Genomic DNA, 18,596 nt, shown 5'->3' on the forward strand with positions numbered 1-18,596 from the left:
TAGCCGAGGTTCTGTAAACGCACCTACCTCTCGATGAGAGCTAGGAAGGCGGTGGCTGAGATGAGCCACGATCAGCAGGAACGAACCGCAGGCAATGAGCCGAACGACCAGGCGACGGCGCAGGCGTCGCCGTCGTTGCGGGCGGTGGTGTATGTGCGGATCAGTGATGATCCCGAGGGCACCGAGCGCGGTGTTGACCGGCAGGAAGCTGACTGCCGGGCGTATGCGGCAGCGCACGGGTGGGAAGTCGCCCAGGTGTACCGGGAGAACGACACGTCGGCGTTCAAGCAGCGCACGATCACACTCCCGACGGGTGAGCGGGTGCGGCGCGTGGTGCGCCCGGAGTTCCGCGCGATGTTGAAGCACCTCAGCGAGCAGCGCGCCGGGGTGATGATCGCCTACGACCTGGATCGGGCGGTGCGCGACCCGAGAGACTTGGAAGACCTGATCGACGCCAAGGTACTCAACGGCTTCAGCGTCCGCTCCGTGACCGGCTCGCTGAGGTTGGATACGGATTCTGATGTGGCGATGGCGCGGGTGCTGGTCGCGATGGCGAACAAGTCCTCAGCCGACACCGCCCGCCGTGTCGCTCGGGCGGCGAAGCAGCAGGCCATCGAGGGCACTTGGCATGGTGGGCAGGTGCCGTTCGGCTACCGCGCCGAGAACCACACGCTCGTGATCGACCCCGAGGCTGCCGAGTTGGTGCGGGAAGCCGCGCGGCGGGTGCTGGCCGGAGAGACGTTGTACCGGATTCTCACCGACTGGAACCGGCGGGGTATCCGTACGACGCACGGGTGCCGGTGGTCGGATCGGACACTCAAACTGGTGCTGCGCAACCCCTCGATCAAGGGGGTACGGGAGTATCGACCGTTGTTGCCGGACGGCACCCGGTCGAAAACCTCCCTGATGCAGACGACCGCCGCGTGGCCCGCGATCTTGGACGAGGACACCTGGCAGCAGGTCTCCGATGTGCTCGATGCCCGCAAGCAGGCCCGAAACTTCCATCAGCCCGGCAGTGGGGCGGCGAAACGGCTGTATCCGTTCTCGGGTCTGATCCGCTGCTCGACCTGCGGACGCGCCATGCTGCATCGCGGCCAGGTGTATCAGTGTGTGCAACAGGTGCCGGGCGGGTGCAACCGCTCGATCCGTTCCGGCGACCTCACCAAACTCGTGGAGGAAGCCGTGCTCGCGACGTTCGAGCAGATCACCCTCAACCCCGCCAAGCGCCAGTCTCCGGGCGCGGATCAGGCCGCACGAGTGGGGCTTGCCGCGACGCTCGATGCCGACCGGGAACGCCTCGCCCGGCTCGATGATGACTACTACGACGGGTTGATCGACAAGTCGATGTGGGTGCGGCAACGCTCACGGATCGCCGAACGCATCGAACGCACCCGCCGCGAGTACGCCGCCACGGTGCCGGAGCACACTGGCCCGTCGATTGATATGACGACCGTCGCACAGGAGTGGGCCGACCGTACCCCGATGTGGCAGCACCAGGCCGCCAGTCTCGTCCTTGAAGCCGTCCTCGTTCACGCCCTGCCCAGGGGGATGAACGGCGCGACACCGGCGAGGCGGCGCAATGAGACCGTCGAAGCGTTTCATGCCCGCCGTGAGGTGTACCGGGCGGGGATTCTCGCACATCGGGTCGAGTTCGTCTGGCGCGCCTAACGCCCCCGCGCCTTCGGCAGGCCGCAGAGGGCTTGCAGTTGCTCACGCACCCGTGGGTCAGCGATGACCGGAGGCAGGCCCTGCGCTGCGCGGCTCTCCCGCGCGAGGCGTGCGCCGAGTGGTTCGGGGGCATCGGTCGAGGCTGGTTCGGGCGTGGTTGTGGTGGTCTGCGTCGAGGTATCCATGTAGACAGGTACGACAGGCAAACCACAACATCTAGTTGTACGGGGTCAGGACGTTGGTTGCAGTCGGCTGATCGGGGGGTTGCCTCCGAGGGCTGAGTGGCGTCGTCCAGTGTTGTAGTGCTCGAGCCAGGGGTCAAGTGCTGCGGTGCGGTCGTCGTTCGAGGTGAACGGTTGCCGGTAGGCCCATTCGGTTTGCAGGGTCCGGTTGAACCTCTCCACCTTGCCGTTCTGCCACGGGCAGTGCGGTTTGATGAACTTCTGCCGGATGCCGTGCGCGCCGCAGACGCCGCGCAGCGACCATCGGTAGGCCCAGGCGTTGTCGGTGATCAGCCGCTCGATGCGGGGGATGCCGTGCGCGGCGAAGTAGCCGATGGCGCGTTCGAGGAACGCGGCGCAGGTCGGGCCCTTCTCGTCGGGGAGGACCTCGGAGTATGCGAGCCGGGAGTGGTCGTCGACGACGGAGTGCACGTAGTCGTAGCCGACGACGGTCTGTTTCCGGGCGGCTGTGGAGCCCATCGCTCTGCCGTGCGCCTTCCACCCGCCGCCGTCGGGGATGCGACCGAGCTTCTTCACGTCCATGTGCACCAGCTCGCCGGGCTGCTCGCGTTCATAGCGGACCGCTGTGGTCTTCGACGCGCGGATCCGCTCCCCGGTCATCGGGTCCAGATCGACCAGACGAGGCAGCCCGGACCGGGCGATGATGCGCGACACCGTCCGCGCCGGCACCCCGGTGCGGGCCGCGACCTCGTCACGGCCGACTCGTTCCTTCTTCCGGATCGCGACCACCGCCGCGGCCCTGGCATCGGGGGTGCGGTTGGCGACGTGGTGAGGCCGCGAGGAGCGATCGTAGAGACCGGCTTCACCCTCGGCGCGGTAGCGGTCCAGCCACCGCTTCACGCAGCGTCGGGACACGCCCATTGCCGCGGCGATATGCGCCTGCTTCCACCCGGCACCGGCACGATGGACGATGAGCAGCCTGCCGTGCACGGTCAAGCGGGCATTACGGTGGGACACGAGAACCTCCGAGTTCGTGAAGACGTCAGACATCTCCACTAAGCCCGGAGGTTCTCCCCTTTCACAAGACCGGAAACGCCACCAACCTCATGGCCGGGTACATCTAGTACCTGGCATCGAGTTGAGGTACTATATGCAGACTTATCCACAGGGAGCTACCTGCGACCGACCCCAAACGGGGTATGTCACGGGGGTGCCGATTCGGTACCCTCGTGAACCGGCTCAACGGTGCCGCAAATTTTGCGGCACCGTTCGCGCCCGTGACGGCCAGCCGAGCGGAGCGAAAGCGCAGGTCCGACGGTGGTGGCGATTCGACACCACCGTGAACGGTCGCGGTGAGGTCGCAGCGGATGCGGCTTGGTTCGCGGGGGCAACGGCGAAACTCCTGGTCGGACGGTGGTGCCAATTTGCCACCACCGTCACGAGAACCACAACGAGCAGCACAGCGGGCCGAGGTCGCAGGCTGGACGGTGTGGGAAATTTTCCCCGACCGTCGCCCCGCGAGTGTGGTGCCGCCGATTCGACGGAACCACCCCGGCCGGGAGTAAAAGCCCTGGTCGCACGGTTCCGGCAATTTGCCGGAACCGTCACCCCCACCCCGACATGCAGGCGCGCCGGAGCGTATCGCGGTCGCGTGGTGGCGGTGCTCATCGTCGGGTTCCTCCGGTCGTGTGGGCAGGTGTCAGTAGGTAGGTGCGCACCCGTTCCCACGGGAGTCGTCGGCGCGTGCGGTGGCGATGCCGACGCCCGGCCCCGCCCGGCTCGCGGACGGTGGGCCGTAGCGCCGGTACTCGATGGGGGTCACGCCCATGTAGCGGCGGAAGATGCGCGAGGCTTGCCCGCAGTGGTGGCACCAGCCGACCCGTTCGGTGATCGTGCCGATGAGCAGATCGGTTTCGCGGATCAGGCGCGCCATCTCCTGTACGCGCAGGATCGACAGGTACACCGGCGGCGTCACCCCGAACGAGTCCTTGAACACCCGATTGAGCTGACTCGGCGACAGGCAGGCGTGCGCGTCCAGTTCGGTGAGCGGCCACTGCCTGGCGATGTTGCTCTGCATGAGCGCCGCCGTGCGCATAATCTCGCGGCGCACCGGCTTGAACTCCCGCCACCGGGGAGGCGCGACCCGCACGGCCCGCTGCCGAGAGGTCAGCGGCGGCACCTCCACCGGCGCGTGACGAACCAGCGGCGCGATGGCGGCGAGCACCGTGAACAGCAGCGCATACGCACGGAAGTAGCCGCGCGGCGATTGGTCTTCGCCGGTGAGTGTGGCGAGTTCATCGAGGATCGGCCCGAGCCGTTCGGCCTGCGATTCTCCGACGCGCAGCACCTGCACCGGATCGGGATACAGGTGAGTTGCGAGGTCGCGTGCGGCTTCGCCGTCCGCGAGCACGTCGAGGTGCTGCCAGAACAACTGCTCGACCAGTAATCGGTATCCACTGCCACTGTCCTCACCGTGACGGTGCCCTCGGGTTCGTACCCGAACTCGACGTTCGGGGCGACCAGCACCACATCACCCACCGACGCCGACCCGCCCGCATCGGCATCGGCATCGGCATCGGTGAGGATGATCGAGCCGTCGCGCACGACCACGAAGCGCACACAGTCATAGGCGGTCGCCGCCAATATGCGACGGTGACGGATGCTGGTGACATAGACGCAACTCCACGGCTCGACCGGCTGCACTATCGCGGGGTGCGGCGACTGCGGCGTCCTTGTAGGCTCATGACCGGTCGGCGTGGTCGCCGGGCGTTCGAGTAGCAGCGACATGACGACCTCCCTTCTCTGACCACCCCCGAGCAACCAGGGGGAAGAACCGGCCTACCAAGCACCGGCGGTCGCGGCGAAGCAGGAGACGAGCAGGCCGGGCGTTTCCCGGTCACTCCGGCACTTTGCCGGGCAGCGCGACCGGCTCGGTCATGGGAGGTCGGTCATGAGCGGGCGCATGTCTCGGTAGCGGCTCGGTGTCACTCCGGTGTGCGCTGTGGATGCTTCTACCGCGCGCGACCGGCTCCGCCACCCCACCCGCTGCCCGGTGGCGGTGACGGTGATGTTCGTCTCGCGTAGGAGCCGCGCCATCTCTTGCACGCGGAGCATCACCAGGTAGGCGGTCGGGGTCTTCCCGAACGTGTCCGTGAACACGCGCACCAGGTGCTTCGGAGAGAGCCGCACCAGGGCTGCCAGTTCCGCGAGCGTCCACGGGTGCGTGATCCGGCTGTGCAGCGCGTCGCGCACCAGCATCGCCTCACGACGCAACGGTTCAGGCACCCGACTTAGAGCGGAGAACGGGCGAGCGCGGGCACGTTGCAGCCGGGTCAGCCGCACCGTCGAGACGCGGATGCACGGCGCGATCACATCGGTGATGAGGAACCAGAGCGCCTGCATCCGATGGAACCGTTCCAGGTACTTGCCCTCGACGGTGAGGGCGACCAGCTCGTCCAGCCACGGCAACAACCGCCCGGCTCGATCCCGGCCCAGGTGCAGTACCTGGGCAGGTTCGGTGTACACCTTTCCCGCGAAGTCGTGGGCGTCGAGGCGGTCGTGCAAGATCGCGGAGTGTTGCCAGAAGAACTGATCCAGCGCCATGTCGGTGTCGATGTAGACCGTCGTATAGGTGACCCGCCCCTCGGGTTCGACGCCGAACAGCACGCTCGGCCCCAGCAGCACCGCGTCGCCAAAGCTGACGGGTTGCTGTCCGAACTCGCTGAACACGATGGCCGTGCCGTCACGGATCACAACGAGCCGGACAACGTTGTACGCCGCCAGGCCCACAGGTCGATGCGTCGTCCGTGTCCGAGCCGACAACGGCGGGGAGATGCGCCTATCCACTCATCGGGTGCTTTTCTGTCAGTTCACTGGGCCATGCGATGAGTTGCGTGCGAGTGTCGTCCTTGGTGGAAGTCTCCGCGACTGCCGCTCCGAAGTCGGCATAACTGATCGCTTGTCGGGTGAACGCAGTCTCGTCTGTGGAAGGGGAGACTCGTTCCCAGCGTGCTGTCGTCGGCCCCTCCGGTTCGTAGACGGGCGGCGGGATCAGATACGCCCATTCTGATCCTGCGTTGCCCGCTTCGAGGTGGTCGCGCAGCATGGCGTGTGCTCTCCCGCGCGGCAGTGTGGGTTCTGGGAACCGGGGGTCTTGCCAGAACCGTCTGTCTCCAGGGAGTCGGAGTGCTCCTGCTCCGCCGACCGTGACGATCCGGGCCGGAGCGCCGTTGGCCTTGGTGCTTGCCTCGATGAGTCGATCATGTACGGCCACGAGTTCGGTCGGGGCGATGTCCTCACGCAGTCGGATCGCGTTCATGACGACGTCGATGCCGTGCATTGCTTGCGTGAGACTGGCGTTCTCAGCGATGTTCACGACCGTGGAGGTCAGCGATGCAGCAGTCTTGGCGAGCCGCGTGGTGTCTGCCGGATCGCGCAGCGCAGCGGTCGCCTCGATGCCTGCGGGGAGATGAGCGAGGATGGCGGCTCCGGTGCGCCCGGTCGCGCCGAGAATCAGGATGCGAGTCATACAGGTACCTCCGAAGCGGGCGTGCGGGTGAGTCGGGCGAACCCGGTGAGGCTGGCGACGGCGAGCACCATGAGCGCGGCGAGACTGACGAGCAGGATCGGGAAGTCCAAGCCCAGGTAGGCAGTGAGTGGGCCGACGCTGGCACCGAGGAACAGCACGAATCCGTTGAGCGCCATCCCACCGGCCCGGTTCGGGGCGGCGGTCTCGCCGAACAGGGTGATCATCGCGGGCACCGCGAGCGCGACCCCAGTGACTCACACGAGACTCGCCAGCGCCGTGCCCGCGAGGGATGCCGAGAGTGCGGCTTCGATCAGCAGCCCAATCGCGGCGAGGGCGAACCCGGCACGTGCAACCCCCGCGCCGCCGAGACGCTTCGCAATAGCGCCCGCGAAGAGGGAGGCGAACATGCCCGGCAGCCCGACGAGGCGGAGCCAGATCACCTGCGATGAGTCCAGGCAGAGGTCGGTCAGGTGCGGGCCGAGGCCGGTGTACATGCCGACGAACGACAACAGCAGCGTTAGGTGCGCGAGGCTCAGTAGCAGCACCGAGGGGCGTGTGGCGACCCTCCCGACTACGGCGAAGCGACGCACCAGGCTCGCATCGTCTCTGCGACTGTGCGGCTCGGTGACGAGCACGGCGACGCCGATCATGCCGAGGCCGAGCATGATGCCGGAGAGGATGAACACCCACTGCCAGCCCAACGTCAGGCTGAGCGCGGAGGCGAGTACTTGGCCTGCGATCCCGGCAACGAGGAATGCCGTCGACATGGCCCCGATCGCCGTTGCCCGACGCTTCAGCGGGGTCGCTTCGGCCAGATACGCGAGCGCAACCGGCGCGAAACTCGACGCCATCACCCCCTGCACCCCGCGCAGCGCAGCAAGCATCGGCACCGTGGAGGCGAAGCCGCAGGCGATGGTCGCGACGGTGAGATACACCAGGCCGATGAGCATGATCCGCTTCCGCCCGTACTGATCGGCCAACGGCCCCCAGATCAGGAACCCGACCGCATAGCACACGCTGAACACCGTCGAGAGCGCGAACGTCACATCAGAGCCGAGTTCCGCACCGATCGGGGCGATCAGCGGGATTGCCGCGTACAACTGCGTGAGCACCAGCAGCGCCGTGACCACGAGCAGCACGACCACGCCGTTCCCTGCCGGGTGCTCGCGCGCCTCGCCTGCTCCCGCTATCTGTTCCGTCGAGTTCGCAGACACCACCACTCCAAATCCAACGTTTCCGTTGGATTTGACTGTAGTAGGCTAACCGCGAAGACGCAACGTGAGCGTTGGGTTTACCGCACGAGACGGGAGGTGGGAACGATGGGCTGGGATGTTGAGGGCAGGAAGCGCCGCATCCTCGACGCGGCGGTGGCCGAGTTCGCCGCGCACGGGCCGCACGGCACGACCATCGAGCGCATCGCCAAGGCCGCCGGGGTGAACAAGGAGCGCGTCTACACGCACTTCGGGGGCAAGGACAGACTTTTCGCCACCGTACTGCGCGAGGAACTGGCGAAGGTAGCCCGCGACGTGCCCGTCGAATCATTCGCAACCGAGGACGTGGGCGACTACGCCGGGCGCGTCTACGACTACCACCGCGAGCACCCCGAACTCGGCAGGCTCATGCGCTGGGAAGGGCTCGTCTTCGACACCGAAGTACCCGACGAGGCCGAGCGGCGCGAATACTACGGATACAAAGTCGCCGCCATGACCGACGGACAGGCCAAGGGCACAGTAACGAGCGACCTCGACGCCGACCACCTGATGTTCCTCGTGCTCTCACTCGCCGGATGGTGGTCAGCGGTACCGCAGGTCGCCCGCATGATCACCGGAGCCGAGAGCGACGCCGAACACGCACGCCGCCGTGCCTCCGTCGTCACCGCTGCCCGAAGACTCATCGGGCAGTAATCAGGTCACGAAGTTCGCCGAGAAGACTAGTCACTTCATCGAACCGAACTCCGAAAGTTCCCTCGAACTTTGTGACGCCAACTCTTGCCAGCGACACTCTGTGCGACGCTCTCGCGCTGACGCTCGGCTCCATCAGTCATCTGCCCCCTATCTCAGTGAGGCACGTATTTTACGGCGGGGCCGTAGTGCGCACCTCTCTCACGAGACGACTCGTGAGGGAGGCCAGAGTGAAGGGTGGAGTGAAGCTGTTCCACGGCAGCGGTGCTGCCGCGCGCGCCTATGTCGAGGCCGACCGCTCCCGCGCTGACGAGTACTACCTCGGCGCAGACCAGGCCGTGGCCGAGTACGCCGTGATCGACGCGACCGGCGAGGTCACCGCTGCTCGGTCGCTGTCGGCGGATGAGTACGAAGCCTGGGTCGATTGGGTGAACCCGGACACCGGGGAGTCGATGGGTACCCCGCGCAAGCCGGGCAAGGTGCGTCGGGGGTCGCCGTTGTTCGCGGAGATGACGATCAACGCGCCGAAGAGCCTGTCGGTCGCCGCCGCACTCCACCCGGACGTGTCCGAGGCGTTGGACGCGACGCAGCGGGATGCGGCGCGGGAGATTCAGCACTTCCTTGGTCAGCATTCGGTCACGTTGGCGGGGCCGCGCGGCGCGCAGGAGGTGCTGCCGGTCGAGCACATGCAGACCGTCGCGATCACGCACAAGACGAGTCGTGCGGGTGATCCGCACCGGCATATCCATTTCCAGATTGGCACGAGGGTGTGGGCGGGCGGGAAGTGGCGGGCGCTGACCACGGCGGCGTTGTTCCAGCAGCAGGGCGCGATCCGTGCTCTCGGTACGGCGGTGATCGCCGCGCACCCCCAGCTCGCCGCCACGCTCTCCGAGCATGGCCTGACCCTCGACCCCGTAAGCGGTGAGGTTGTGGAGTTGGAGCCGTTCAACGCCGTCATGTCGAAGCGGTCGGCGCAGATCAGACGCAACCTGGAACGCATGGAGGCCGAGTGGCAAGCGAAGCATCCCGGCGAGACGCCCGGCCCGGTGTTGACCGCTCGGATGCAGGACGCGGCGTGGGCGTTCCAGCGGCCCGGCAAGAAACCGGCGGACTTGAAGAACGAGCAGTGGTGGCAGCAGGAACTCCGAGACGCCGGCTACCACCCCGAGAGCTTGCAGCACCCCGACACCGTTGCGCCGGCATCGCTGGATGACCTCAGCGTGCAACAGGTCGCCAGTCGTGCGCTGGATCGCTGCGCGGCGGCTGCATCGACCTGGACACCGCACACCGTGCGAGAGCACGTCACCCGCATCACCACCGAGGCAGGCGTGCAAGCGACCCCGGCGGAGTTGCGCGAGTTCATCGACCTCGCCACCGGACTCGCCGCCTCGGATTGTTTCTCGGTGCTGCCGCCGGGCATGGTGCAACCCGAGCACGTCGCCCACCTCACCAGCCTTGGCGTCGTCGCCGCCGAGACCGCACTCCGCGACCAACTCACCGCCGCGACGCCGGAACGGGAGCCGAAGCACCCCGACGTGACCGACGCTGCGCAAGCCGCCGGACTCGACACCGGGCAGACCGTGGCCGCCGCTGCCGTCGCCTCGACCAACCCGCTCGTGATTGTCGAGGGCGCGGCGGGCGCAGGCAAGACCACCATGCTCGGCGTCGCCATCGAGGTTGCAGCCGAGCACGGGCGATCCTCGCGGGTGGTTGCGCCGACGTTGCGTGCGGCGCAGGTCGCCCACGAAGAACTCGGCGTGCCCGCAACCTCCGTCGCGGCGCTCGTGTATGCGCATGGGTGGCGGTGGAACGAGGACGGCGTATGGACACGCCTCGCACCCGGCGACACCGACCCTGCAACCGGGAACATCTACACCGGCCCACCAAACGACGCCGTGCTGTCGCGGGGTGAGCGGGTGATCGTGGACGAAGCGGGGATGCTCGACCAGGACACCGCCCTCGCTCTGCTGACCGTCACCGCCGAGGCAGGCGCGTCGGTCGCGTTCGTGGGCGACCGGGCGCAGCTCCCGGCGGTCGGGCGCGGCGGGGTGCTCGACATGGCCGCCCAGATTCGTGGCCGTACCTACGACATGACCGAACTCCACAGGTTCACCGATGCCGAGTATGCGGCGTTGACGTTGGTCATGCGTGACCGGGAGCACCCCGGCGACGTGTTCGACCGACTCGCCACGATGGGCCTCGTGACCTTGCATGCCGACGAGGAAGCGGCCCGCGAGCACATCACCGCCCACGCCCACGACGGCGAAGCGATCACCGTCGCCACCAACGACGAGGCCACCGAGCTGAACGAGCACATCCGCGCCGGGCGGGTCGAGCGCGGCGAGGTCGACGACACTATGACGACGACCGGCAGCGACGGGCTGAGCATCGGCGCTGGCGACCTGATCCAGACCCGGAAGAACAGCAGCGACCTCGGCGTGGCAAACCGGCAGCAATGGATCGTGCAGCATGTGACCGACGAGGGCAGCGTCTACGCCCGCGAAGTCAGCGGCGGAGGCAAGCACAGCCGCACCGTCGCCCTCCCCGCCGAGTACGTGAGCGAGTGGGCGCACCTGTCGTATGCCGCGACCGCCTACGGCGTCCAAGGCGCAACCGTCGATGCCTCCCACACGGCCTTGTCGGAGGCGACGAGCGCGGCAGGCGTCTACGTCGGCATGACGAGAGGCCGCCAACAGAACCAACTCCACGTCGTCGCCGCTGATATGGCGGATGCGCGGGCGCGGTTCGTTGAGGCGATGGAACGCGACCCGGCAGACCGTGGCCTCGACCACGCCACCGCCCAAGCCATCGACGCCGTGCAAGGCCTCGTCAGCGATGGCCCCGTGCAGCTCATCACCGAAGAACTCGCCCGCCTCACCGCCGAAGCCGAACGAGCCGAACGTGCGGCGGAACGCTGGGAGCAGACCGCTGCCAGGTTCGACGCCCAGCGCGCAACACACAAGACCGAGGACGACGAGCACGCCGACGTGCTCCGCCACGCCGAGGACGAGGCGGCGCGCATCCGTGCCGAAATCGCGGAACCGTTGACGGTGCAGGCCGAGGCAGACGGCACCACCTATCTCGATGCTGTCGAGCGCGAGGCCGCCGCAAGCAGCCGACTCGCCACCGTCGGCAGGCTCGGCAGGCGCAAGGCCCGCGCGGAGCACCGCCAGACGAGCGAGCACACCCGGACGGTTCGGGCACGGGTGCGCGAAACATGGGGCGAACCACCCCGCACCACCGACACCCTGCCCGAGTGGGCGGCACGACAGGCCGAGCGTCGCGCCGAGGCCGATCCCCGCGTGATCGACGCCGCCCAGCACGTCGAGGCCGCGCGAGCCGACCGTGACGAGTTGCGGCAGCGGCACGAGCAGGAACGCCGGGCGTTGCTGGTCAGCGAGTACGGGCCGCAGGCGGTGATGCGCCACCGGGTCGGGATGCGACTGCCGAACCCAGCACAGCAAGCAGGACAGGCGCACCAGCAAGCCACCGCGCTCCGAGCCGAGGCCGACTACCTCCGCGCGCTACCGATCCGCGACGCCGCCGCACGGATCGAAACCACCCGCGCCGAGCACGAAGCAAGGCAGCAAGCACTCGCCGAACGCGAACGGCAACTCCGCGAGCCGACCGAACGCGACCCGCGGCGCAACGACCCGCGACATGACGGGCCAGCACGCGGCCTATGAGCATCAGCAGCACGTCGCGTCGGCGTGACGTTCACAGCAGCCCCGCAACCCGAGCCACAGACGCCCAGCGCGATTGTCGGCCGTTCGACGTACACTTGAATACATGACACCCGACACCGCAACTCTGATCCGAGACGGCCTCGCGCTCGACGCCGATCAGCGCGCGGTCGTCGCTAACGCCCTGCTCGAAAGCCTCCATGATGCAGACGACGAGAGCGAGGTCGATGCAGCCTGGCGTGCCGAGGCTACCCGGCGACTGGCCGAGGTGCGTGAGGGTGCGGTCGATCTGGTGGATGCCGACGAGCACTACGAGCGTTTGCGCGCCTTGCTCACCGCATGACCTTGGCCCAGCGAGAGCACCCCGAGGCCGTCGCGGAGTTCGACGCCGCCGTGCGCTGGTACGAAGACCAGGAGCCAGGGATCGGCCTTGCGCTCATCGACCGAGCAAGGCAAGCCCGGAAAGACCTCGACCAATGGCCGAACGCCGCCCCACCATTCACGACCGCTGACGATGGCACCGTGATCCGCAGCAAGGCCGTTCGCGGATACCCGTACCGCATCGTCTACACGGTGGAGCCGGACACGATCCTGATCCTCGCCTACGCCCACGAGCGCCGCGAACCCGGCTACTGGCTCCACCGGCTGAACGACTGAACAGCACGCCGCCGGGCTCATGGCTCGGATCGGGTCTCGCGTACATTTCTGGCGCCGTCGAACCCGGTGGTGAGGTCAGCGAGGAGCAGCTCCGCCGTCTCATGGGGCACGGCCAGGACCCCAACACGAGCGAACAGTTGGGTCGTCCGTACCGCCGATTCGCAAGCACTGCCGAGCGAGTTGCCCGTCGGCTTGAGAAGCTTCCCGAGACCCTCGCTCCCGCTGATAGGGGTGCACAGGTGGCGTTGATCGAGGCGGAAGAGGCAGGGAAACCGACGGGTGTGTTCGGCGAAGTCGGTGAGGCGGGCGAGGTTCTGTCGGGTCTTGACGGCGAGGTAGCGGCCGTTGACTTTCCGGTCTTCGTTGATCTCAAGCAGGGCTTCGGCGGCATGCTGGCGGACGTAGGGGTCTTCGGCGTCGTCGGCGGCGATCTGTGGCCCAGACTTCGCGAATTCGGGCAGGGGTACTAAAGCCCACCCCCTGTTCCCGATCGGGCACACTGCAGAACTTACTCTCTCCCTCGCCGCCATCTGCAGTGCACGCGACTTCGCGATGGTTTGGACGCGGCTGTCGAGCGAGCCGAAGGTGAGGCGAGCAAGGCAGATCGCGCCTACGTTCGAGCCATCACCTTCGCCGCCGGTCAGTTGCTTCGCGCAGTCGCCGAAGTCCACCGGGCAAGCCTGGCGAGCCGTATTCGTCGGCGGTCTCGAGGCAGCGGTCGTGTGTGCAGCGCATGATGGCGGAGAGCCGGTCCTGCGTGTAGTCGAATGTCCAGGAGCCGCGCGAGGCGTTCTGCTGCGTCTCCAGAGCGCGCTGAATTTACCAGATCGGTGACGATTTTGGTGTTCTTGGTGGACTAATGACCGTTCTCGGGCAGGTCAGAGTCCCGCGCGGCGGCTTCGCCGTTGTCGAGGGACGCAAGCGTGGCCATCTGGTCGGTGCTAAGGCGGAAGTCGAAGACCGAGAGGTTCTCGACCAGGCGTTTGGGGTCTGACGATCTCGGCACCGGCACGAGGCCCTGCTGCACGTGCCAGCGGAGCACCACCTGTGCCGCCGTTCGTCCGACGTCCGCCGCGATCTGCACGATCGTCGGGTTCTCCCGCAGCTCGGGCCCGCGGCCGAGCGGGCTCCAGCTCTCGGTCACGATACCGAGCACCTCGTGCGCGCGTCGAGGAACGGTACGGGCGATGTCGGGGCTGAGCTGGATCTGGTTCACGTCGGGCACGACCCCGGTCTCGGAACCGACGACGGCGGTGCGAGTCGCTTCACGGTTGGGCAAGGAGATGCCGGCCCATTGCACCTCCACGGGAAAGGTTCTCCTGGCGCAGCTCCCGCGAGAACAATTGGACCGTCTCTACCCCGACGAGCAACTCTCACAGGTGACTCCGCAGTCGATCCGTACCAAGACCGAGCTCCTCGCACAACTGGATCTTGTCGCGAAGCAGGGCTATGCAACGAACCGGGAGGAGAGCGAGGAGGGCGTGGCCTCGGTGGCCGTGGCCGTTCCCTCGGCGAGCGGGCTGCGGTTGGCGATCAACGCATCTGCCCCGGTGTTCCGCTTGCCTCCCCGCAAGGTGAAGACCCTCGTCGCACTCCTCGATGAGGCAGCCGTACGTCTGGCCGACCTGACCTCCTGAAGGCTCGTCGTCTCTTTCCCCTGCGACCTGGTGCAGGGGTCGTTCGGCGCGTTCTGAAGAGAGCTCGAGCCATGCTGGACTGTTGGCGCCGCGCAAGCTATTGTGTCTTCTAGTTAGGAACAAGTTCTGCTCAGCAGATAAATATGCGAAGAGGATGATCAATGCAGATCGTACTGGTGCACGGCGGATGGGTAGGCGGCTGGGCGTGGGACGGCGTCGCCGACGAATTGCGCAGAATGGGGCACGAGGTGATCGCGCCGACGCTGCGCGGTCTCGAAGACGGTGACGTGGACCGCTCCGGCGTCACGATGAGCATGATGGCGCGCGATCTGATCGATCAGGTAAGAGAGCTCACCCAGCTCGACATCGTGCTCGTCGGTCATAGCGGCGGAGGTCCGCTCATCCAACTCGTCGCTGAGGCGATGCCCGAGCGCATCGGCCGGGTCGTCTTCGTCGACGCCTGGGTGCTGCGCGACGGCGAGACCATTAACGACGTGCTCCCCGATCCGTTGGTCGCAGCGATGAAGGCGCTTGCGAGTCAGTCCGACGACAACACCATCGTCATGCCGCCTGAGCTCTGGGCCGCGTCTATGCAGGACATGTCCCCGTTCGAGCAGCAGCAGCTCGCCGCGCTCGAGCCGAGGCTCGTCCCAACGCCGGCAGGCTGGTCCTCTGAGCCGATCCGCCTCGACCAGTTCTGGGCGAGCAGCATCCCGTCAAGTTATGTGTTCCTCGCTCAGGACCAGGCCGTTCCCGCTGAGATCTACCAGGCCGCGGCCGGGCGGCTTGATAGTCCGCGCACGATCGAGATCGACGGAAGCCATTTGGTGATGCTCACGCATCCGGAGAGGCTCGCACGGGCCCTCGACGCCGTCATTGCCTAACAGGCCTGGGGAAGCTATGGATTCGATTTCACGCCCAGACGACGTCGCGCCGATCTCGTACACCGAACTGGCGCCGTCGGGTGCGCCTGCTCGGTGGATCGTCCTCGTGCACGGGGGTGGTGTCTCGAAGGAGTGCTATCTCGAGACGCCCGACGGCCGACAGGGCTGGGCGGCACGATTGGTATCGCTTGGCTACGGTGTGCTGGTGGTGGACTGGCTGGGGTTGTCCTATGAGGCGGCCCAACACGTCGATGATCGTGCGGCGTCTGCGCGGCTGGACTATGAGAGCGTGTGCCGAGGGATGGGCGTGTTCCTCTCTGGTCTCGGCCGGAACGTCGTGCTGGTCGTGCACTCGATGGCAGGTCCGATTGGCTTCCGCCTCCTAGAGACGCATGGCGATCTCATCGACGGGCTCGTAGCCGTCGCTCCGGGCCCGCCTGGAAATGTACAGGCGGTGCCCGAGATCGTGAGGGAGTCCGACCAGGAGGTCTCCATCCGTGGAGCGGCCATCGACTGGACCATCCCGAAGATGGGTTTCTGGGAACCCACAAGCGCCTTCGTGAACGACAAGGCCATCGGACCCAGCCGGCGGTTCCCCCGCGAGTGCATCGAGGTGTTCCGCCGCACCCTTCGGCCGATCCCGGCCCGGATGCTTTATCAGCGTCAGAACATCGGTGGGAGCCAAATGAGGATCGGGCCGACCGACGCGTTCACGAACAAGCCGATTCTCGTCTTCACGGGTGGAGCCGATACCGACCACCCCTCGCAGCTGGATCAGGACATCGTGGCCTGGCTCACCGATCAGGGCGCCGCCGTCACCTTCTGGTCGTCCGAACTGCCTGTTCTCGCTGGGAACGGCCACATGCTGATGGTCGAAGACAATAGCGACGAGCTCGCTGACGAGATCGCGCGGTGGATCACGGCGCTCTGACTCGCCACCGTATCGTCCCGGCCATTATTTCAGCCGACCCGACGTCCCCAACAGCGGAGGAGAACGCCAGTCGTTTCCTTCGTGTCACTCGAGGGAACGCTGTGCCAGCTCGTTGCCGACTACGACTTGGTCGATCGGGCCCTTGCTCGAACTCCTCATTTCATACGTCTGGCGATGGACTCAAGGGAGATGTTCGCCGACGGCCGCGTGCAACTCCAGGTCATCGGTGGACAGCTGAGGCGTCTGCCACGACGCATCGAGACGATCGGTTCGCAGCTCGAACGGAACGTTCGGGCTGAGCATAAGGATGTTCCGAGACCTCCAGGAACGCGGATGGATCGGTTCGTTGGTCGGGGAGCTGACGACCACCCTGGTTGGCGTGGCGCTTATCGTCGCTGCGGTGCTACTTTCGGTCTCGGGGGGTGGCCCCCAGCTCGCCCCGACGTCGCACTCCTACCGTTCCTAGGGGCGGGGTGGTCGGCCTCGCGGGCAGGCTCCTCGTGCTGAGGCCGCTGCGCACCTCCTTGATGCGCACCACGCTGATCGCCGGATCCTGGCAAACTATCCCGCGACGCGAATTCGCAGGGGGTGTCGGCGCGACTTTCGATCGACGTACAGTGCCGTCCGTTAACAAACGATCGGTTCGTGCGACCGAACTGTCGAACGCCTGTGCATCGCTGCGGCGAGTTCCTCATGGCGCAGTACCTGGGTTTCGCTTCCGGAAGAAGATTTCACGAACCCCAGCGACACGGTGTTGCGGTGACGTTCGACGAAAGAGAAGAAGGATGGCCCGGCGAATCCCAATCGCGCGAAGTCTCGCCTTCGAAATGACAGAAGCGCTCCTGTGCTCGCGCGTCGGTTACTTCGCACCTTCTAGGTGTGACGTTATCAATTAGGGTGATGACGACCGGTGACGGGTACCGGTACCTGCTGAACTCTGTCGTGTCCGGTGACGGCGACCGCGACGCCTCGTCTGTGTTGACGCGGTATTACGCGGAGGCCGGGACTCCTGGCTCGATGTAGCGCCGAGGGGGTCGCTACTGGTCGGTTCCGACGTTGTGTTCAACCCAGTCGCGCAGATGCTTCAACGGGGCGGCTGCGCTGTGTCCGAGGTCAGTAAGTTCGTACTCCACGCGAGCGGGAACCTCGGGGTAGACGGTGCGAGTGAGCAGGCCGTGGTCTTCGAGACGCTTGAGGGTCTGGGACAGCACCTTGGGGCTGACGCCTTCCAAGCGTCGTTTGAGTTGCCCGTTGCGTTGCGGCCCGTCTTCGAGCGCACCGATGGCCAGGGCGCTCCACTTGTTGGCGAGCAGGTCGAGCATGTCGCGGCACGGACACATGGCCGCGTACACGTCGTTCCGGTCGCACTCATCCACGGTCTGACTCATACGTTCATGGTATCCGATGGGTACTAGGTTGCCTTGACGGTAACCAGTAGGTCTGGGGAACCATAATTGGCATGACGGCTACGACTGCGATCGGATACGAGAAGAACCTCCCCGCCACCGACCCCGAGGCGCTGACCGCCCGCGAGGTCGAGGTGCCCGAACTTGGACCGCATGACTTGTTGGTCGAGGTCGAGGCGGTCTCGGTGAACCCGGTCGATGTGAAACTGCGGGAAGGCGCTCCTGCGAACGGGTTCAAGGTGCTCGGCTTCGACGCCGCCGGTACGGTGCGCGAGGTCGGCTCAGCGGTGACGCTGTTCGCTCCGGGTGACGAGGTGTACTACGCGGGCAGCATCGACCGGCCAGGTACGAACCAGCGCCTGCATGTTGTGGATGAGCGGATTACGGGGCGCAAGCCGCAGGTGCTGTCGTTTGCCGACGCTGCTGCGCTGCCGCTGACGGCGATCACCGCCTGGGAGACCCTGTTCGAGCGGCTCGCCCTTACCGAGGACTCGACCGGCACCCTGCTGGTGATCGGCGCGACCGGCGGAGTCGGATCGATCATGCTGGCACTGGCCGACGCGCTCCTGCCGAACGTCACCGTGATCGCCACCGCCTCCGACGATGAACGCTCCGCCTGGGTGCGCAACCTGGGCGCGGAGCATGTGGTGAACCACCGCGACGACCTGGCTGAGCAGGTGCTCGCCGTCGCGCAGGATGGCGTGGACTGGCTGTTCACCGCGCATTCCGCGGGGCAGATCGAAACCTATGCGCGGATCGTTCGAGCGTTCGGGCATATTGTCGCCATTGACGACGGTCCGCGCGACGTGTTCCCGCTCAAGGGCAAGAGCATCGCTTGGCACTGGGAACTGATGTTCACCCGCCCGCTCAGGCAGACCCCGGACATGATTGAACAGCACCAGCTCCTGAACACTGTCGCTGACCTTGTAGATCAGGGCCGCATCCGCACCACGGCCACAACGACACTCGCGCCGATCTCACCGACCACACTCCGCGAGGCGCACGAGTTGGTCGAGAACGGCCGCACAGTCGGCAAGGTCACCGTCCACAGATGGGAGTAGACTGAAACCGCGCGCACGCGCATGTTCACAGGCGAGTGCGTTTGCAGAACCTCGGCTA

20 protein-coding genes are annotated in these 18,596 nt (G+C 66.5%); 11 read left to right on the forward strand and 9 right to left on the reverse strand.

The annotated features are described in order from the left end of the window. Positions 1 to 60: 60 nt before the first annotated feature. Positions 61 to 1,668 (forward strand): recombinase family protein, encoded by a 1,608-nt coding sequence (locus tag EDL96_RS12925; RefSeq protein WP_024476692.1) that lies wholly within the window; start codon positions 61 to 63, stop codon positions 1,666 to 1,668. Between the two features lie 230 nt (positions 1,669 to 1,898). Here the strand turns inward: EDL96_RS12925 and EDL96_RS12930 are convergent, their stop codons facing one another. From EDL96_RS12930 to EDL96_RS12950, 6 genes are all read right to left on the reverse strand, one after another. Next, positions 1,899 to 2,867 carry an IS481 family transposase gene (locus EDL96_RS12930; protein ID WP_101852925.1) on the reverse strand — a complete coding sequence of 323 codons (969 nt, stop codon included), beginning with the start codon at positions 2,865 to 2,867 and terminating at the stop codon, positions 1,899 to 1,901. A gap of 682 nt (positions 2,868 to 3,549) precedes the next feature. Further along, positions 3,550 to 4,281, reverse strand: a complete 732-nt coding sequence (locus EDL96_RS12935; RefSeq protein WP_051317669.1) for a helix-turn-helix transcriptional regulator — start codon at positions 4,279 to 4,281, stop codon at positions 3,550 to 3,552. A gap of 503 nt (positions 4,282 to 4,784) precedes the next feature. Next, a complete protein-coding gene (locus EDL96_RS12940; RefSeq protein WP_233568899.1) occupies positions 4,785 to 5,639 on the reverse strand; it encodes a helix-turn-helix transcriptional regulator in 855 nt (284 codons plus the stop codon). 49 nt (positions 5,640 to 5,688) lie between these two features. Continuing rightward, positions 5,689 to 6,378, reverse strand: coding sequence for an NAD(P)-dependent oxidoreductase (locus EDL96_RS12945; RefSeq protein ID WP_024476688.1), 690 nt, complete (start codon positions 6,376 to 6,378; stop codon positions 5,689 to 5,691). Next, positions 6,375 to 6,602 (reverse strand): hypothetical protein, encoded by a 228-nt coding sequence (locus EDL96_RS13495; protein ID WP_197425747.1) that lies wholly within the window; start codon positions 6,600 to 6,602, stop codon positions 6,375 to 6,377. The genes EDL96_RS12945 and EDL96_RS13495 overlap by 4 nt, the downstream gene beginning before the upstream one ends. A 30-nt stretch (positions 6,603 to 6,632) precedes the next feature. Further along, positions 6,633 to 7,592: an MFS transporter gene (locus EDL96_RS12950; RefSeq protein ID WP_199732620.1), complete on the reverse strand. Its 960-nt coding sequence runs from the start codon at positions 7,590 to 7,592 to the stop codon at positions 6,633 to 6,635. 105 nt (positions 7,593 to 7,697) lie between these two features. Here EDL96_RS12950 and EDL96_RS12955 point away from each other — a divergent pair, with 105 nt between their 5' ends. The 5 genes from EDL96_RS12955 (at position 7,698) to EDL96_RS12975 (ending at position 13,089) form a co-directional block, all read left to right on the forward strand. Continuing rightward, complete coding sequence (locus EDL96_RS12955) at positions 7,698 to 8,282, forward strand: TetR family transcriptional regulator (RefSeq protein WP_024476687.1); 585 nt, start codon at positions 7,698 to 7,700, stop codon at positions 8,280 to 8,282. A 227-nt stretch (positions 8,283 to 8,509) separates the two neighbouring features. Continuing rightward, positions 8,510 to 11,965 carry a MobF family relaxase gene (gene mobF / locus EDL96_RS12960; RefSeq protein ID WP_024476686.1) on the forward strand — a complete coding sequence of 1,152 codons (3,456 nt, stop codon included), beginning with the start codon at positions 8,510 to 8,512 and terminating at the stop codon, positions 11,963 to 11,965. Positions 11,966 to 12,068: 103 nt separating this feature from the next. After that, a complete protein-coding gene (locus tag EDL96_RS12965) occupies positions 12,069 to 12,305 on the forward strand; it encodes an addiction module protein (protein WP_024476685.1) in 237 nt (78 codons plus the stop codon). After that, complete coding sequence (locus EDL96_RS12970; protein WP_024476684.1) at positions 12,302 to 12,619, forward strand: type II toxin-antitoxin system RelE/ParE family toxin; 318 nt, start codon at positions 12,302 to 12,304, stop codon at positions 12,617 to 12,619. The genes EDL96_RS12965 and EDL96_RS12970 overlap by 4 nt, the downstream gene beginning before the upstream one ends. A gap of 44 nt (positions 12,620 to 12,663) precedes the next feature. Then, positions 12,664 to 13,089 (forward strand): hypothetical protein, encoded by a 426-nt coding sequence (locus EDL96_RS12975; RefSeq protein ID WP_231734932.1) that lies wholly within the window; start codon positions 12,664 to 12,666, stop codon positions 13,087 to 13,089. 154 nt (positions 13,090 to 13,243) lie between these two features. Here EDL96_RS12975 and EDL96_RS13975 read toward each other — a convergent pair whose 3' ends face one another. Together EDL96_RS13975 and EDL96_RS12985 are read right to left on the reverse strand one after the other, a co-directional pair. Then, complete coding sequence (locus EDL96_RS13975; protein ID WP_120298671.1) at positions 13,244 to 13,438, reverse strand: hypothetical protein; 195 nt, start codon at positions 13,436 to 13,438, stop codon at positions 13,244 to 13,246. A 37-nt stretch (positions 13,439 to 13,475) separates the two neighbouring features. After that, positions 13,476 to 13,925, reverse strand: coding sequence for an aldo/keto reductase (locus EDL96_RS12985; RefSeq protein ID WP_056689190.1), 450 nt, complete (start codon positions 13,923 to 13,925; stop codon positions 13,476 to 13,478). Here EDL96_RS12985 and EDL96_RS12990 point away from each other — a divergent pair. The 4 genes from EDL96_RS12990 to EDL96_RS13915 all read left to right on the forward strand — a co-directional run bounded on the left by EDL96_RS12990 (position 13,903) and on the right by EDL96_RS13915 (position 17,094). After that, positions 13,903 to 14,256, forward strand: coding sequence for an IclR family transcriptional regulator (locus EDL96_RS12990; protein ID WP_229382131.1), 354 nt, complete (start codon positions 13,903 to 13,905; stop codon positions 14,254 to 14,256). The genes EDL96_RS12985 and EDL96_RS12990 overlap by 23 nt on opposite strands. A gap of 161 nt (positions 14,257 to 14,417) precedes the next feature. Further along, complete coding sequence (locus tag EDL96_RS12995; RefSeq protein ID WP_123826659.1) at positions 14,418 to 15,140, forward strand: alpha/beta fold hydrolase; 723 nt, start codon at positions 14,418 to 14,420, stop codon at positions 15,138 to 15,140. 16 nt (positions 15,141 to 15,156) lie between these two features. Further along, on the forward strand, positions 15,157 to 16,071 hold the full coding sequence (locus tag EDL96_RS13000; RefSeq protein WP_024476680.1) for an alpha/beta fold hydrolase: 915 nt from the start codon (positions 15,157 to 15,159) through the stop codon (positions 16,069 to 16,071). A gap of 900 nt (positions 16,072 to 16,971) precedes the next feature. Beyond that, the gene (locus tag EDL96_RS13915) at positions 16,972 to 17,094 is read left to right on the forward strand and encodes a hypothetical protein (protein ID WP_267189609.1); all 123 of its coding nucleotides are present in this window, start codon (positions 16,972 to 16,974) and stop codon (positions 17,092 to 17,094) included. Positions 17,095 to 17,108: 14 nt separating this feature from the next. Here EDL96_RS13915 and EDL96_RS13005 read toward each other — a convergent pair whose 3' ends face one another. Further along, positions 17,109 to 17,459 (reverse strand): winged helix-turn-helix transcriptional regulator, encoded by a 351-nt coding sequence (locus EDL96_RS13005; RefSeq protein WP_024476679.1) that lies wholly within the window; start codon positions 17,457 to 17,459, stop codon positions 17,109 to 17,111. Positions 17,460 to 17,530: 71 nt separating this feature from the next. Here EDL96_RS13005 and EDL96_RS13010 point away from each other — a divergent pair, with 71 nt between their 5' ends. Beyond that, positions 17,531 to 18,538 (forward strand): zinc-binding alcohol dehydrogenase family protein, encoded by a 1,008-nt coding sequence (locus tag EDL96_RS13010; RefSeq protein WP_024476678.1) that lies wholly within the window; start codon positions 17,531 to 17,533, stop codon positions 18,536 to 18,538. Positions 18,539 to 18,596: the final 58 nt, after the last annotated feature.

It is taken from the genome of Kocuria soli (assembly GCF_003797835.1).
Classification (GTDB): Bacteria; Actinomycetota; Actinomycetes; order Actinomycetales; family Micrococcaceae; genus Kocuria; species Kocuria soli.